This window comes from Pseudomonas sp. Cab53 (genome assembly GCF_018325965.1).
Taxonomy (GTDB): domain Bacteria; phylum Pseudomonadota; class Gammaproteobacteria; order Pseudomonadales; family Pseudomonadaceae; genus Aquipseudomonas; species Aquipseudomonas chlororaphis_E.
Window position 1 is genome coordinate 6,041,329 of sequence record NZ_AP021902.1, and the last position, 14,380, is coordinate 6,055,708.

Below are 14,380 nucleotides of genomic sequence, written 5' to 3' on the forward strand. Positions count from 1 at the left end.
ACCGGGCAGCGCGCATATTGCATTCGCTCCGAGGAATACCATGGCCCGCGTAACCGTTGAAGACTGCCTAGAACACGTGGAAAACCGCTTTGAGCTGGTCATGCTCTCTACCAAGCGTGCCCGTCAACTGGCCACCGGCGGCAAAGAGCCATTGGTCCAGTGGGAAAACGACAAGCCTACCGTGGTAGCGCTGCGTGAAATCGCCGAAGGCCTGATGAGCTACGAGTTCATCGCCAACGCTGAAATCGTCGAGGACGAACCGCTGTTCGCAGCGTTCGAGGACGAGTCCAACGAGGCGGTCTAAGCCTATGCCTGGTCGACGTAGCACGGCGCGGGGTCACAGCAGACGGCAGGAGTCATCATCATGCCGAGCATAGACGCCCTCGCCGATCGCTTATCGGCCTACCTCGGCACGGACCAGGTCAACCTGGTCCGCCGAGCCTATTTCTACGCCGAACAAGCCCACGACGGCCAGCGCCGCCGCAGCGGCGAGGCGTACGTCACGCACCCGCTTGCCGTGGCGAACATCCTGGCCGACATGCACATGGACCATCAGAGCCTGATGGCGGCCATGCTCCATGACGTGATCGAAGACACCGGTATCGCCAAGGAAGCGCTGCAGGCGCAGTTTGGCGAAACCGTGGCCGAGCTGGTCGACGGGGTCAGCAAGCTGACCCAGATGAACTTCGAGACCAAGGCCGAGGCCCAGGCCGAGAACTTCCAGAAAATGGCCATGGCCATGGCCCGCGACATTCGCGTGATCCTGGTCAAGCTCGCCGACCGCCTGCACAACATGCGCACGCTGGAAGTACTGTCCGGCGAAAAGCGCCGCCGCATCGCCAAGGAAACCCTGGAGATCTACGCGCCCATCGCCAATCGCCTGGGCATGCACGCCATCCGTATCGAGTTCGAAGACCTGGGCTTCAAGGCCATGCACCCGATGCGTTCGGCGCGGATCAACCAGGCCGTCAAGCGCGCCCGGGGCAACCGCAAGGAAATCGTCAACAAGATCGAAGAGTCCCTGAGCCATTGCCTGGCCATCGACGGCATCGAAGGCGACGTCAGCGGGCGGCAGAAGCACCTCTACGGCATCTACAAGAAAATGCGCGGCAAGCGCCGGGCCTTCAACGAGATCATGGACGTCTACGCGTTCCGGATCATCGTCGACAAGGTCGACACCTGCTATCGCGTATTAGGCGCCGTGCACAATTTGTACAAACCGCTGCCGGGGCGCTTCAAGGACTACATCGCGATCCCCAAGGCCAACGGCTACCAGTCGCTGCACACCACGCTGTTCGGCATGCACGGCGTACCCATCGAAATCCAGATCCGCACCCGCGAAATGGAAGAGATGGCCAACAACGGCATCGCGGCCCATTGGCTGTACAAATCCAGCGGTGACGAACAGCCCAAGAGCACCCACGCCCGGGCCCGGCAATGGGTCAAGGGCGTATTGGAAATGCAGCAGCGCGCCGGCAACTCCCTGGAATTCATCGAGAGCGTCAAGATCGACCTGTTCCCCGACGAGGTCTACGTCTTCACGCCCAAGGGCCGGATCATGGAGCTGCCCAAGGGCTCCACGGCCGTGGACTTTGCCTACGCAGTGCACACCGACGTCGGCAACAGTTGCATCGCCTGCCGGATCAACCGCCGCCTGGCCCCGTTGTCCGAACCGCTGCAAAGCGGCTCCACGGTGGAAATCGTCAGCGCCCCCGGCGCCCGGCCGAACCCGGCGTGGCTCAACTTCGTCGTCACCGGCAAGGCACGCACGCACATCCGCCACGCCTTGAAACTGCAACGCCGCTCCGAGTCGATCAACCTCGGCGAACGCCTGCTGAACAAGGTACTGAACGGCTTCGACAGCTCGCTGGACAAGATCCCGACCGAGCGCGTGCAGGTGATGCTCCACGAATACCGCCTCGAGCTGATCGAAGACCTGCTCGAAGACATCGGCCTGGGCAACCGCATGGCCTACGTCGTCGCCCGCCGCCTGCTCGGCGAAGGCGAACAGTTGCCGAGCCCCGAAGGCCCGCTGGCGATTCGCGGCACCGAAGGCCTGGTGCTCAGCTACGCCAAATGCTGCACACCGATCCCGGGCGACCCGATTGTCGGCCACTTGTCCGCCGGCAAGGGGATGGTGGTGCACCTGGACAACTGCCGCAACATCAGCGAAATCCGCCACAACCCGGAAAAATGCATCCAGCTCTCCTGGGCCAAGGATGTCACCGGCGAATTCAACGTCGAGCTGCGGGTCGAGCTGGAGCACCAGCGCGGCCTGATCGCCTTGCTGGCCAGCAGCGTCAACGCCGCCGACGGCAATATCGAGAAAATCAGCATGGACGAGCGCGATGGTCGCATCAGCGTCGTCCAACTGGTGGTCAGCGTCCACGACCGCGTGCACCTGGCCCGCGTGATCAAGAAACTGCGCGCCCTGACCGGCGTCATCCGCATCACCCGGATGCGCGCGTAGCCTGTTCATTACAAGGAGTCATTCATGACCAAGACCGTTATCACCAGTGACAAGGCCCCGGCCGCCATCGGCACTTACTCCCAGGCGATCAAGGCGGGCAACACCGTGTACATGTCGGGCCAGATCCCCCTGGACCCGAAAACCATGGAGCTGGTGGAAGGCTTCGAAGCCCAGACCGTGCAGGTCTTCGAAAACCTCAAGGCCGTGGCCGAGGCCGCTGGCGGTTCATTCAAGGACATCGTCAAGCTGAACATCTTCCTCACCGACCTGAGCCACTTCGCCAAGGTCAACGAGATCATGGGCAAGTACTTCGACCAGCCTTACCCTGCCCGCGCGGCCATCGGCGTGGCAGCCCTGCCGAAGGGCGCCCAGGTTGAGATGGACGCGATCCTGGTCATCGAGTAATCAGGCCGGCGCAGCGTCCCCCGCTGCGCCGTTTTCGTCTTGAAAGGATTCCACCATGCGCAATGCGCTTGCTCTTTCGCTGGTCGCCCTGTTCCTGGGCGGCTGCGCCAGCGACCCTGCCGACCGTGACATCAGCGGCACCTGGATCAACCAGGCCGCCATCGACGCTGCCGCCAAAGGCGGCCCGCTTCGCGAAGCGCTGCAGGCTTATGGCCCGAACCTGGAATGGGACATCAACACCCGGGCCGGCCAGGCACGCTACACCAACGGTTTTGAAAACGTCGAAGGCAAGTTGCTGGGCGAAGAAGACGGGGCATGGAAAGTCGACTTCTACGGCAGTTCCGCCAGCGAACTGAAACGCGACGGCGACCAGTTGAACCAGGCCGCCAACGAGAACGAACCGCAGCAGGTGTTCGACCGCGCACAAGTCCAGGTACCGGACGGCGCCCCCATCGGCGCCAGCTTCGAGCGAGCGCTGTACGCCGCCTACCTCGGCGGCACTTGGCGCATCGTCAACGGCCCCGGCCAAGGCGCGATCGTGCAGTTCCAACCCGATGGCCAGGTCAGCGGCCTGCCGGGCGCTGATCGCTACGCCCTGTGCCTGGCGGGCGATTGCGCCTCCATGAGCGGCGGCAACGACAACATCTGGCTGCAACAGAACGGCCAGGGCAACACCTGGATCTTCGCCCGCGACGGCAAGAAACTGGAAATCTTCCAGACCATCAACGCCGCGCTGACCGATGAAATGCCGTCGTTCACGCCCGGTGACCGGCGCTGGGTGCTGGAGAAGCAGTAGCCCGACCCAGCAGCAACAACCCTGTGGGAGCGGGCTTGCTCGCGAAGGCGGCACGACAGTCAACGAAGACAGTCGATGCCAGGCCCCTTCGCGAGCAAGCCCGCTCCCACAGTTGTTCTGGGGCTATGGAATTCAGCAGCGCCCTTCCAGGATCGCCGCATACCCCTGGCGAAAACTCGGATACTGCGGCGTCCAACCCAACGCCTTCGCCCGGGCATTGCTGCAGCGCTTGCTGCCGGCACGCCGTACGCTGGCGTCTTCGGCCCATTGGGTGACGCCCATGTACTCACGCAACCAGCCCACCACCTCGGCCAGCGGCGCCGGAGCGTCGTCGACCCCGATGTAGCAATCGTCCAGCCTCTTGCCCTGGCGATCCGCTTCCAGCAGGAATGCCAGCAAACCCGCTGCATCGTCGGCATGGATGCGATTGGCGTATAGAGGAGGGTCGACGACAACGCGATAGCCCTGGCGCACCTGGCTCAACAGCCACTCACGGCCTGGGCCATAGATGCCGGTCAGGCGCACGCGACTGGCGGGAATGCCGCTGTCCAGCGCCACTTGCTCGGCTTCAAGCATCAGCCGGCCGGAATACCCCCCGCCTCGGTGGGCGAGTTTTCGTCGACCCACTCGCCCTTCTGCTGCCCATAGACACTGCTGCTGGAAACAAACAGCAGGCGCCGTGGTTGCTGGCCGTGCTGCTTCAACCACCCCAGCACATGCTCAAGCCCCTCGATGTAGGCCGCTCGATAGCCGGCCTCGTCATGATCGGTGGCCGCGGCACTGTACACCAGGTAATCCAGCGGCCCGGTGGGCCAGTCGGCCGGGCACTGCGCGCTGAACAGATCACCGGCCACACCGTTCACCCCGGCGGGCAGGTGCGCGACCGTACGTCGCAGGCCATGGACCTGCCAGTTTTCGGCCACCAGCCGGCGAGCCAACCGGCCGCCGATATCGCCGCAGCCGGCGATCAAAACAGAAGGCGCGGACATCAACATCTCCTTTAGTAAAGCCGCAGACTAGCCTCGCAAAGGGATGAGCGGCTAGCAATGAAGGAAAAAAAGATACTCTATTACTTTTGTTAACAAGAATTACTTGCAATAATGCACGCCACTTTTGTTCTCGGCCCCACGAGGCCTGGAAGAACATCCATTTTTTTTCCTCTCAGGTCCGGCCAGCATGAAACACGCCCTATTATCCGCTTCGCCAACCAACCGACCTCGCGCCTGGCGCGCCATGGCAGCCCTGCTGCTCGGCCTGCTGCTGGCACCTGCCGCCGCCTTCGCCGATCAGGCCGCCCCTGCGACCGTCAATGAGCCCGCGGCCAATACCCAGGCAGACGTGCCGAGAAACCCCGACGGCAGCGTCGACACTTCATCCTTGCCGCCTGAAGTGCAAAAGGCTCTGGCTGGGCTCGGTGAAGCCGCCAAGCAGATGGAAGAAGAACAAAAGGCCGACAACTCACTGGGCATGGCCCATGACCTGTCGCCCTGGGGCATGTACAAGAACGCCGACATCATCGTCAAGATCGTGATGATCGGCCTGGCCATCGCCTCGATCATCACCTGGACCATCTGGATCGCCAAAGGCTTCGAGCTGCTGGGCGCCAAGCGCCGCTTGCGGGGCGAGATCGCCGCGCTGAAAAAGGCCACCACCCTCAAGGAAGCCAGCGCCACCGCCGCCAAGGAAGGGACGCTGGCCAACCTGCTGGTCCATGACGCGCTCGAAGAGATGCGTCTGTCGGCCAACAGCCGCGAGAAGGAAGGCATCAAGGAGCGCGTGAGCTTCCGCCTGGAGCGCCTGGTCGCCGCCTGCGGTCGTAACATGAGCAGCGGCACCGGCGTGCTCGCCACCATCGGCTCCACCGCACCGTTCGTCGGCCTGTTCGGCACCGTGTGGGGCATCATGAACAGCTTCATCGGCATCGCCAAGACCCAGACCACCAACCTCGCCGTCGTAGCCCCCGGCATCGCTGAAGCCCTGCTGGCGACCGCCCTGGGCCTGGTCGCGGCGATCCCGGCCGTGGTCATCTACAACGTCTTCGCCCGCTCCATCGCCGGCTACAAGGCCCAGGTCTCCGACGCCTCGGCCGAAGTCCTGCTGCTGGTCAGCCGCGACCTCGACCACCTGCCACCCGAGCGTGGTTCGCAACCGCACATGGTGAAAGTGGGGTAATCGGCCATGGGCCTGCATTTGAAAGAAGGCGCAGACGACGATCTGGCCGAGAATCACGAAATCAACGTCACGCCGTTCATCGACGTGATGCTGGTCCTGCTGATCATCTTCATGGTGGCCGCTCCGCTCGCCACCGTGGACATCAAGGTCGACCTGCCAGCGTCCACGGCCAAGCCATCGCCGCGCCCGGAAAAACCGGTGTTCCTCAGCGTCAAGGCCGACCAGCGCCTGTTCCTCGGCGAAGACGAGGTCAAGACCGAGAACCTCGGTGCGACCCTCGACGCCAAGACCCAAGGCAAGAAGGACACGACGATCTTCTTCCAGGCCGATAAAGGCGTGGATTACGGCGACCTGATGAGTGTGATGGACGCCCTGCGCGGTGCCGGCTACCTGAAGGTCGGCTTGGTCGGACTCGAGACGGCGCCGAAGAAATGATCACGACGCGCCAAAAGCTGACGCGTTACAGCGGTAGCCTGGCCGTGGTGCTGGGCGTGCATGCGCTCGCCATTGCGCTGACGCTGAACTGGACGTCCCGCCCGCCCATCGAGCTGCCGCCCCAGGCGATGATGGTCGAGCTGGCGCCGGTGCCCGCGCCACCCCCGCCGGCGCCGCCGAAAGTCGTCACCCCGCCAAAACCGCCAGAGCCGGTAGAGGAACTGCCACTGCCCAAGCTTGCCGAAGCGCCGAAGGCGGAAATCGCCGTGCCCAAGCCGGTCAAGCCCAAGCCCAAGCCGCAACCGCCCAAGCCGAAACCGGTGGAAGAGAAGAAACCCGAACCGCCGAAGGAACAACCGTCGGAGCAGAAGCCGAGCGACACCCAGCCAACCCAGGCGCCGACCGAAAAATCGGCGCAACCGGCCCCTGGTCCTTCGCCGGCGCAAATGGCGGCCAAGGCCAGTTGGCAAGGCACGCTGCTGGCGCACTTGGGCAAGTACAAGAAGTACCCGCCCCGGGCCCAGCAGATGAACAAGGAAGGCACCAACCGCCTGCGCTTCGTGGTGGATGGCAACGGCAACGTGTTGTCCTTCGAACTGGTGGGCAGTGCCGGCACGGAGTCGCTGGACAGGGCCACCCTGGAAATGATCCGCCGCGCCCAGCCACTGCCCAAGCCACCGCCTGAGCTGCTGACCAACGGCACCATCGAACTGACGGCGCCGTTCGTGTACTCCATCGACAAGCGCCGGCGCTGATATTGCAAGCCTCTGTAACAGAGGCTTGTGACTTTGTGGCGAGGGGATTCATCCCCGTTGGGGCGCGAAGCGGCCCCAAATACAGCGGGCACGATCTTTCAGCCTGCCTCAAGCGTCTCATCATGGGGCTGCTTCGCACCCCAACGGGGATGAATCCCCTCGCCACACACCCACATTAGCCAGTGTCCCACCGCGCCCGCAGTCTGATAACGTGCGTCTATCGATTGCAGCCGGTATGCTTGGCTCGCAACTTCACGGACGCTCGCCATGACCCTCACAGAATTACGCTACATCGTCACCCTCGCCCAGGAGCAGCACTTCGGCCATGCGGCCGAGCGTTGCCATGTCAGCCAGCCGACGCTGTCGGTGGGCGTGAAGAAGCTCGAAGACGAGCTCGGCGTGCTGATTTTCGAGCGCAGCAAAAGCGCCGTGCGCCTGACGCCGGTGGGTGAAGGCATCGTTGCCCAGGCGCAGAAAGTGCTGGAGCAGGCCCAAGGCATCCGTGAACTGGCCCAGGCCGGCAAGAACCAGCTGACCGCCCCGCTGAAAGTCGGCGCGATCTACACCGTCGGCCCCTACCTGTTCCCGCACCTGATTCCACAACTGCACCGGGTCGCCCCGCAGATGCCGTTGTACATCGAAGAGAACTTCACCCACGTGCTGCGCGACAAACTGCGCAACGGCGAACTGGACGCGATCATCATCGCCCTGCCGTTCAACGAAGCCGACGTGCTGACCCTGCCGCTCTACGACGAGCCGTTCTACGTCCTGATGCCGGCCCAGCACCCCTGGACCCAAAAGAAAACCATCGACGCCGGCCTGCTCAACGACAAGAGCCTGCTGCTGCTCGGCGAAGGCCACTGCTTCCGCGACCAGGTGCTCGAAGCCTGTCCGACGCTGACCAAGGGCGGCGAAGGCGCCAAGCACACCACGGTGGAGTCCAGTTCCCTGGAAACCATCCGGCACATGGTGGCTTCCGGCCTGGGCATCTCGATCCTGCCGCTGTCGGCAGTGGACAGCCATCACTATGCGCCGGGCGTGATCGAAGTCCGGCCGCTGTCGGCGCCTGTGCCGTTCCGCACCGTTGCCATTGCCTGGCGTGCCAGTTTCCCGCGGCCCAAGGCCATCGAGATCCTCGCTGACTCGATCCGCCTGTGTTCCGTGGCCAAGCCGCCTGCGGCCAAGTAAGCCGTGCCATGACTGAGCTGTCGAACGTACCGGTCACGGCACTCAAGGGTGTCGGTGAAGCGATGGCCGAGAAACTGGCCAAGGTCGGCCTGGAAAACCTCCAGGACGTGCTGTTTCACCTGCCGCTGCGCTACCAGGACCGCACCCGCGTAGTGCCCATCGGCCATTTGCGGCCGGGCCAGGACGCCGTGGTCGAAGGCACGGTCAGCGGCGCCGACGTGGTCATGGGCCGCCGTCGCAGCCTGGTGGTGCGCTTGCAGGACGGCACTGGCGGGCTCAGCCTGCGCTTCTACCACTTCAGCAATGCCCAGAAAGAAGGCCTCAAGCGCGGCACGCGGATTCGTTGCTACGGCGAAGCACGCCCCGGTGCTTCGGGGCTGGAGATCTACCACCCGGAATACCGCGCCATCACCGGCGACGAACCACCGCCGGTGGATGAAACCCTGACCCCGGTCTATCCGCTCACCGAAGGCCTGACGCAGCAGCGTCTGCGCCAATTGTGCATGCAGACCCTGACCCTGCTGGGGCCCACCAGCCTGCCCGACTGGCTGCCCACCGAGCTGGCGCGTGACTATCAACTGGCGCCGCTGGCCGACGCGATCCGCTACCTGCACAACCCGCCGGCCGATGCCGATGTCGACGAACTCGCCCTGGGGCACCATTGGGCCCAGCATCGCCTGGCCTTCGAAGAACTGCTGACCCATCAACTGTCCCAGCAGCGCCTGCGCGAAAGCATGCGTGCCTTGCGCGCACCGGCCATGCCCAAGGCCACCGAGCTACCGCCCAAGTACCTGCGCAACCTGGGTTTCAGCCCTACCGGTGCGCAACAACGGGTCGGCAACGAAATTGCCTACGACCTCAGCCAGCCCGAACCCATGCTGCGGCTGATCCAGGGCGATGTCGGCGCCGGCAAGACCGTGGTGGCCGCCCTCGCCGCGCTCCAGGCGCTGGAGGCGGGCTACCAGGTGGCGTTGATGGCGCCCACGGAGATCCTCGCCGAGCAGCATTTCATCACCTTCCAGCGCTGGCTCGAACCGTTGGGCATCGAGGTCGCCTGGCTGGCCGGCAAGCTCAAGGGCAAGAACCGCGCCGCCGCCCTGGCGCAGATCGCCGAGGGCGCGCCGATGGTGGTCGGCACCCACGCGCTGTTCCAGGACGAAGTGCAGTTCAAGAACCTGGCCCTGGTGATCATCGACGAACAGCACCGCTTCGGCGTGCAACAGCGTCTCGCCCTGCGGCAGAAAGGCGTCGGCGGGCGGATGTGCCCGCACCAGCTGATCATGACCGCCACACCGATCCCGCGGACGCTGGCCATGAGCGCCTACGCCGACCTCGACACCTCGATCCTCGACGAACTGCCGCCCGGGCGCACGCCGGTCAACACCGTACTGGTGACCGACACCCGGCGGGTCGAGGTGATCGAACGGGTGCGCAGTGCCTGCGCCGAGGGTCGGCAGGCCTATTGGGTGTGCACGTTGATCGAAGAATCGGAAGAGCTCACCTGCCAGGCGGCCGAAACCACTTACGAAGACCTCACCGCCGCCCTTGGCGAACTGAAGGTCGGGCTGATCCACGGCCGCATGAAACCCGCCGAGAAAGCCGCCGTCATGGCCGAATTCAAGGCCGGCGCCCTGCAACTGCTGGTGGCTACCACGGTGATCGAGGTTGGGGTCGACGTGCCTAATGCCAGCTTGATGATCATCGAGAACCCCGAGCGGCTGGGCCTCGCACAGTTGCACCAGCTGCGCGGTCGGGTTGGCCGGGGCAGCGCCGCCAGCCATTGCGTCCTGCTGTACCACCCACCGCTGTCGCAGATCGGACGCCAGCGGCTGGGCATCATGCGCGAAACCAACGACGGCTTCGTCATCGCCGAAAAAGACCTCGAATTGCGCGGCCCTGGCGAAATGCTCGGCACGCGCCAGACCGGTCTGCTTCAATTCAAGGTAGCCGACCTGATGCGCGACGCCGACCTGCTCCCCGCCGTGCGTGACGCCGCCCAGGCGTTGCTGGAACGCTGGCCCGCTCACGTCAGCCCGCTGCTGGACCGTTGGCTGCGACATGGGCAGCAATACGGCCAAGTGTGAGCACGCTCTCAGTTTCCGGACCCGCGTGCCGGACAAGCTGGTTATACTGACCAACTTGTAGGAAAACGGATACAGACCATGACAGAAGCTGCCCTAGCCCCCGAATCCCCGCACGCTCCGTCTGTTATTCGGCTGCTGCTCGAGAAATTGGGCATCGGCTATGACGAAGTCCTCGAACGGCCCGGCCTCAACCCGGCCCGCAAGGTGCAAGCGGTCCTGTTGCACGATGCCGTTGGCGCGCTCATGGTGCTGTTCCCCCAAAACCAGTTGCTGGACCTCAATCGCCTGGCCGAGCTGACCGGCCGCAAGCTCACCGCAGTGCCCACCGAGCGCCTGGAGAAAATGCTCGGCAAACACAGCCTGAGCCTGCTGCCCGGCCTGCCGGCGCTGACCAGCTCGCCCTGCCTGTACGAAGAAAGCCTGCTGCGCGAGCCCAAGCTGCTGATCAACTCAGGCGAGCCGGGGCTGCTGCTGGAAATCACCAGCGAAGCCTTCAAGACCATGCTCTCCAAGGCCAGCGCCGCGGCATTCGGCGAAGCCACGAGCAACATCACCCCCAACCTGGACCGCCCGCACGACGACCGCGCGGAAATCACCCAGGCGGTGCAAGCGTTCACCGCGCGGCGCATCCAGCAACGGCTGGAAGAGACCATCGAGATCCCGCCGCTGGCCGAAACCGCGCAAAAAATCATCAAGCTGCGGGTCGATCCTGACGCCACCATCGATGACATCACCGGCGTCGTCGAGACCGACCCGGCCCTGGCCGCACAAGTGGTGAGCTGGGCCGCGTCGCCGTACTACGCCTCGCCAGGCAAGATTCGCTCGGTGGAAGACGCCATCGTCCGGGTACTGGGCTTCGACCTGGTGATCAACCTGGCCCTGGGCCTGGCGCTGGGCAAGACCCTGAGCTTGCCCAAGGACCATCCGCAACACACCACGCCGTACTGGCAACAGTCGATCTACACCGCGGCCGTCATCGAAGGCCTGACCCGCGCCATGCCACGCGCCCAGCGCCCTGAAGGTGGGCTGACCTACCTGTCCGGCCTGTTGCACAACTTCGGCTACCTGTTGCTGGCCCACGTGTTCCCGCCGCACTTCTCATTGATTTGCCGGCACCTGGAGGTCAACCCGCACCTGTGCCACAGCTACGTGGAACAGCACCTGCTGGGGATCAGCCGCGAACAGATCGGCGCCTGGCTGATGCGCTACTGGGACATGCCCGACGAACTGGCCACCGCCCTGCGTTTCCAGCACGACCCGCACTACGACGGTGAGTACGCCGCCTACCCGAACCTGGTATGCCTGGCGGTTCGCCTGCTGCGCGCGCGCGGCATCGGCTCCGGCCCGGACGAAGAGATTCCCGATGCGCTGCTCGAGCGCGTTGGGCTGACGCGGGAAAAGGCCAACGATGTCGTCAGCAAGGTGTTGGAGGCTGAGGTGTTACTGCGGGAGTTGGCTTCGCAGTTTCATGGCTGAACACTGCGCTTGAGCCAACCTGACGAGCGCAGGGGATGAGCTTCTGTGGCGAGGGAGCTTGCTCCCGCTCGGCTGCGCAGCAGTCGTAAATCAACGTGGTGGGCACCCTTTGGCACATCACGCGCCCCATTTGGGGCGGCTGCGCCACCCAGCGGGAGCAAGCTCCCTCGCCACGGGGCTGTGGCTAGGCTTTCGGTTTCTTCGGCTTCAAATACCGGGTCAACCCCTGGAACCAGATCACCAGCGCCGGATTGCCCTTGATCTGGATCGACTTGTCCTGGATTCCCGTCATGAACGCCAGCTGCTTGTTCTTGGCCTGCATCGTCGCGAAACCATAAGCCGCGTCCTTGAACGCGATGGCGAACGCCGGTGTCGGGTAAGTACCAGACTGGCTGGTGATGCGCTGGTTCTTCACGGTGAAATGCCGGGCCACCTTGCCGTCCAGAGTTTGCAACTGGAACACCAGCTCCTTATCGCCCAACTGCTGCTGGAACGCCGGGTTGGTCCGGCTGGCCTTGCCCATCAGCAAGCCCAGCATCCACAGCAGGAAACGAAATTTCATCGACAGCGCCTCGTAAAGAAAGATGAATGCAGGCGCAGTTTAGCGATTCTTTGGCGGAACGCCATCATCGGATCGCTTTAGCAGGAGATCAGCCTTTTTTTCCGCATGATGACTACCAAGTCACGAAAATACTCGCATGTAAGAAGCCTCTGTAGGTGCTGGCGAACAATCCGAATTTTCGGTCCTTTCCCCGTCCTGGTTCTCGGACATTTCCTGCAAGACGCCGCCACACGCGCCCTCGACTACTACCTCAACCCCAAACCCTCTCCCCCACCTGAAACCGACAAAAGCCAACTCTTCATCGTCGCGCCCCACGTCGACACCGAAACCCTGCTGGCCAACGCCTCCGAAGACCTGCTCTCCATCAGCACCCTCGCCGCCGATCTGGCCGATGACGTAGAAGACTCACGCCGCTGCGTAGCCCTGGCGATCAGCCGCATGGCCGATGGCGTTCAATTGCTGGTTGAGCGGGCGCTGGATCGTCTGGAAGCGCAGGAGGCATCGGCGCTGGCAGGCAAGGGGTAATTGCAAGCCGGGCCGCTCCCACAAGTGGATGAAGTACAACCGGGAGAGGTAGGTCGGCTATAAGGCCGCCTTCGCGGGCAAGCCCGCTCCCACAATGGATCGGCGTACACCCGAGAGAGACAAGTCGGCCATAAACCGCCTCGCTTTGGCTTTGGCTTTGGCTTTGGCTTTTGATCTTGAGGCCCCGTTAACCACGATGGCCGAACGCAGGTGTTGCGCAGTGGGCACCTCGGCATGGATGCCGAGGTAGCCGCGCTGGGCCATGGATGGCCCTTCGCGGCGGGCCCCACGGAGCAATGCCGGAGTGAGGGAACACCTCGCCTTAGGCGAGGTGCCAAGTGGTGGGGCGAGACCTTTTGGTTACTTTTGGGGCGTTTGCCAAAAGTGACCCGCTGTAAGAGCGGAACCCTAAGTGGCCGTTACCGCAGCAATGGATCTGTACCCAAAAACAAAATCCAGACCATAAAGCAGCCTTCGCGGGCAAGCCCGCTCCCACAGACTTTTCATGCGGTGATCACGCCGCAAAAGACGTGATCACCAGCAACCATTCAATCAAACATTCGGGCAAGGCACCGGTGCCCAGTCGCCCAGGTCCGGGTTCTTGCACATGCTGTTGACCTGGCTGGTACCCGCGCTGGCAACCTGCTTGCTTTCAGCCTGCTTGGCCTTGGCATCCTGCAGGGTCTTCTCGGTGGCAACGGCTTCCTTCGGCACCGCTGGCAGCTCTTTCTTCTTCGCCGGCTGAACCTTGGCCTTGGTCTTGGTTTTGGTCGGTGCCACGACTGGCGTGGTGTCGGCGGTGGCCACGGTGACAACGTCGGTACGCTGCACGCCTACCTGCTGCAGGTCTTTCTCGTAAGCCTGGGTGTAGTTGTTCAGGTCTTCAGCCGCCTTGCCGTTGACCGCGACGATCAGGTCGTTGGACTCTTTCAGGCCGGCGACGATTTCCGCCAGGCGCTTGCGGCCTTCGGTGTCGTTGACGGTCTTGGCCTTACGGTCGGCCACCAACTTGGTGAACGCGCTCTGGTAGCACTGTTGCGAAGCCTTGGCGTACGCGGTGCTGCGGTCGATGTCCGAAGCGCTCTTGTTGACGTCAGCGGCGTAGGAGGCGATGCGCTGGTTGTCATCGGCGATCTGCTTCTGGCGCTCGGTGTAGTAACCGGCGGCGCCACCGGCCAGGGCACCGCCCGCGGCACCGATGGCAGCATTGCGGCCACGGTCTTCCTTGTCGGCGGTCAGGGCGCCCAACAGCGCACCGCCCACGGCACCGACGGCCGCACCGGTGACCACGGACTTGGTCATGTCACCCTCGGTGGAACGCAGGTGCTGCACCGGCTCGTAGCAGTTCGGGTAGTACTCGACCTTGGTGCTCGACGCGACCTTGGAGGTCGGCGAAGTCGCGCAACCGGTCAATACAGTGCTGAAGCCTACAGCGACCAGCAGCAAGTGACGCTTGGAAACCGAAGCAAAAGGTTTACGGGAGAAAAGCATAGTTGTGTTCTCGTTTAAGTT

Annotated in this window: 13 protein-coding genes and 1 pseudogene; 11 read left to right on the top strand and 3 right to left on the bottom strand. The window is 63.6% G+C overall.

Annotated features, from left to right (window positions below):
- Positions 1–40 precede the first annotated feature (40 nt).
- The 4 genes from rpoZ to KI241_RS26730 are packed head-to-tail and all read left to right on the top strand — an operon-like array spanning position 41 to position 3,671.
- Positions 41–304 (top strand): DNA-directed RNA polymerase subunit omega, encoded by a 264-nt coding sequence (rpoZ, locus tag KI241_RS26715; RefSeq protein WP_003177259.1) that lies wholly within the window; start codon positions 41–43, stop codon positions 302–304.
- Between the two features lie 60 nt (positions 305–364).
- Positions 365–2,470: a bifunctional GTP diphosphokinase/guanosine-3',5'-bis pyrophosphate 3'-pyrophosphohydrolase gene (spoT, locus tag KI241_RS26720; protein WP_042731267.1), complete on the top strand. Its 2,106-nt coding sequence runs from the start codon at positions 365–367 to the stop codon at positions 2,468–2,470.
- Positions 2,471–2,494: 24 nt separating this feature from the next.
- On the top strand, positions 2,495–2,875 hold the full coding sequence (locus KI241_RS26725; protein WP_014340863.1) for a RidA family protein: 381 nt from the start codon (positions 2,495–2,497) through the stop codon (positions 2,873–2,875).
- Positions 2,876–2,930: 55 nt separating this feature from the next.
- Positions 2,931–3,671 (top strand): hypothetical protein, encoded by a 741-nt coding sequence (locus tag KI241_RS26730; RefSeq protein ID WP_212803151.1) that lies wholly within the window; start codon positions 2,931–2,933, stop codon positions 3,669–3,671.
- A 132-nt stretch (positions 3,672–3,803) separates the two neighbouring features.
- Here KI241_RS26730 and KI241_RS26735 read toward each other — a convergent pair.
- Positions 3,804–4,660: pseudogene (locus tag KI241_RS26735) on the bottom strand (NAD-dependent epimerase/dehydratase family protein).
- A 187-nt stretch (positions 4,661–4,847) separates the two neighbouring features.
- Here KI241_RS26735 and exbB point away from each other — a divergent pair.
- From exbB to KI241_RS26765, 6 genes are all read left to right on the top strand, one after another.
- Positions 4,848–5,843, top strand: coding sequence for a tonB-system energizer ExbB (gene exbB, locus KI241_RS26740; protein WP_042731270.1), 996 nt, complete (start codon positions 4,848–4,850; stop codon positions 5,841–5,843).
- A gap of 6 nt (positions 5,844–5,849) precedes the next feature.
- A complete protein-coding gene (gene exbD, locus KI241_RS26745; protein WP_042731271.1) occupies positions 5,850–6,278 on the top strand; it encodes a TonB system transport protein ExbD in 429 nt (142 codons plus the stop codon).
- A complete protein-coding gene (locus tag KI241_RS26750) occupies positions 6,275–7,033 on the top strand; it encodes a TonB family protein (RefSeq protein WP_042731272.1) in 759 nt (252 codons plus the stop codon). Before exbD ends, KI241_RS26750 begins: the two co-directional genes overlap by 4 nt.
- Before the next feature lie 267 nt (positions 7,034–7,300).
- Entirely contained in the window at positions 7,301–8,221 is a 921-nt protein-coding gene (locus KI241_RS26755; protein WP_042732563.1) for a hydrogen peroxide-inducible genes activator, read from the top strand.
- 8 nt (positions 8,222–8,229) lie between these two features.
- Positions 8,230–10,305 carry an ATP-dependent DNA helicase RecG gene (recG, locus tag KI241_RS26760; protein WP_042732565.1) on the top strand — a complete coding sequence of 692 codons (2,076 nt, stop codon included), beginning with the start codon at positions 8,230–8,232 and terminating at the stop codon, positions 10,303–10,305.
- 78 nt (positions 10,306–10,383) lie between these two features.
- Positions 10,384–11,781, top strand: coding sequence for an aminoacyl-tRNA deacylase and HDOD domain-containing protein (locus KI241_RS26765; protein ID WP_042732564.1), 1,398 nt, complete (start codon positions 10,384–10,386; stop codon positions 11,779–11,781).
- Between the two features lie 184 nt (positions 11,782–11,965).
- Here the strand turns inward: KI241_RS26765 and KI241_RS26770 are convergent, their stop codons facing one another.
- A complete protein-coding gene (locus KI241_RS26770) occupies positions 11,966–12,343 on the bottom strand; it encodes a hypothetical protein (RefSeq protein ID WP_042731541.1) in 378 nt (125 codons plus the stop codon).
- Positions 12,344–12,448: 105 nt separating this feature from the next.
- Here KI241_RS26770 and KI241_RS26775 point away from each other — a divergent pair, with 105 nt between their 5' ends.
- On the top strand, positions 12,449–12,868 hold the full coding sequence (locus KI241_RS26775; protein ID WP_244868249.1) for a DUF6124 family protein: 420 nt from the start codon (positions 12,449–12,451) through the stop codon (positions 12,866–12,868).
- 552 nt (positions 12,869–13,420) lie between these two features.
- Here the strand turns inward: KI241_RS26775 and tagQ are convergent.
- A complete protein-coding gene (gene tagQ, locus KI241_RS26780; protein ID WP_047735753.1) occupies positions 13,421–14,359 on the bottom strand; it encodes a type VI secretion system-associated lipoprotein TagQ in 939 nt (312 codons plus the stop codon).
- Positions 14,360–14,380: the final 21 nt, after the last annotated feature.

Bases quoted from the DNA above. Each gene is read 5' to 3' on its own strand.
- KI241_RS26770 (WP_042731541.1), bottom strand. From the start codon at position 12,343: ATGAAATTTCGTTTCCTGCTGTGGATGCTGGGCTTGCTGATGGGCAAG.
- recG (WP_042732565.1), top strand. From the start codon at position 8,230: ATGACTGAGCTGTCGAACGTACCGGTCACGGCACTCAAGGGTGTCGGT.
- KI241_RS26755 (WP_042732563.1), top strand. From the start codon at position 7,301: ATGACCCTCACAGAATTACGCTACATCGTCACCCTCGCCCAGGAGCAG.
- exbD (WP_042731271.1), top strand. From the start codon at position 5,850: ATGGGCCTGCATTTGAAAGAAGGCGCAGACGACGATCTGGCCGAGAAT.
- KI241_RS26725 (WP_014340863.1), top strand. From the start codon at position 2,495: ATGACCAAGACCGTTATCACCAGTGACAAGGCCCCGGCCGCCATCGGC.
- KI241_RS26765 (WP_042732564.1), top strand. From the start codon at position 10,384: ATGACAGAAGCTGCCCTAGCCCCCGAATCCCCGCACGCTCCGTCTGTT.
- KI241_RS26730 (WP_212803151.1), top strand. From the start codon at position 2,931: ATGCGCAATGCGCTTGCTCTTTCGCTGGTCGCCCTGTTCCTGGGCGGC.
- spoT (WP_042731267.1), top strand. From the start codon at position 365: ATGCCGAGCATAGACGCCCTCGCCGATCGCTTATCGGCCTACCTCGGC.
- KI241_RS26775 (WP_244868249.1), top strand. From the start codon at position 12,449: ATGATGACTACCAAGTCACGAAAATACTCGCATGTAAGAAGCCTCTGT.
- rpoZ (WP_003177259.1), top strand. From the start codon at position 41: ATGGCCCGCGTAACCGTTGAAGACTGCCTAGAACACGTGGAAAACCGC.
- KI241_RS26750 (WP_042731272.1), top strand. From the start codon at position 6,275: ATGATCACGACGCGCCAAAAGCTGACGCGTTACAGCGGTAGCCTGGCC.
- exbB (WP_042731270.1), top strand. From the start codon at position 4,848: ATGAAACACGCCCTATTATCCGCTTCGCCAACCAACCGACCTCGCGCC.
- tagQ (WP_047735753.1), bottom strand. From the start codon at position 14,359: ATGCTTTTCTCCCGTAAACCTTTTGCTTCGGTTTCCAAGCGTCACTTG.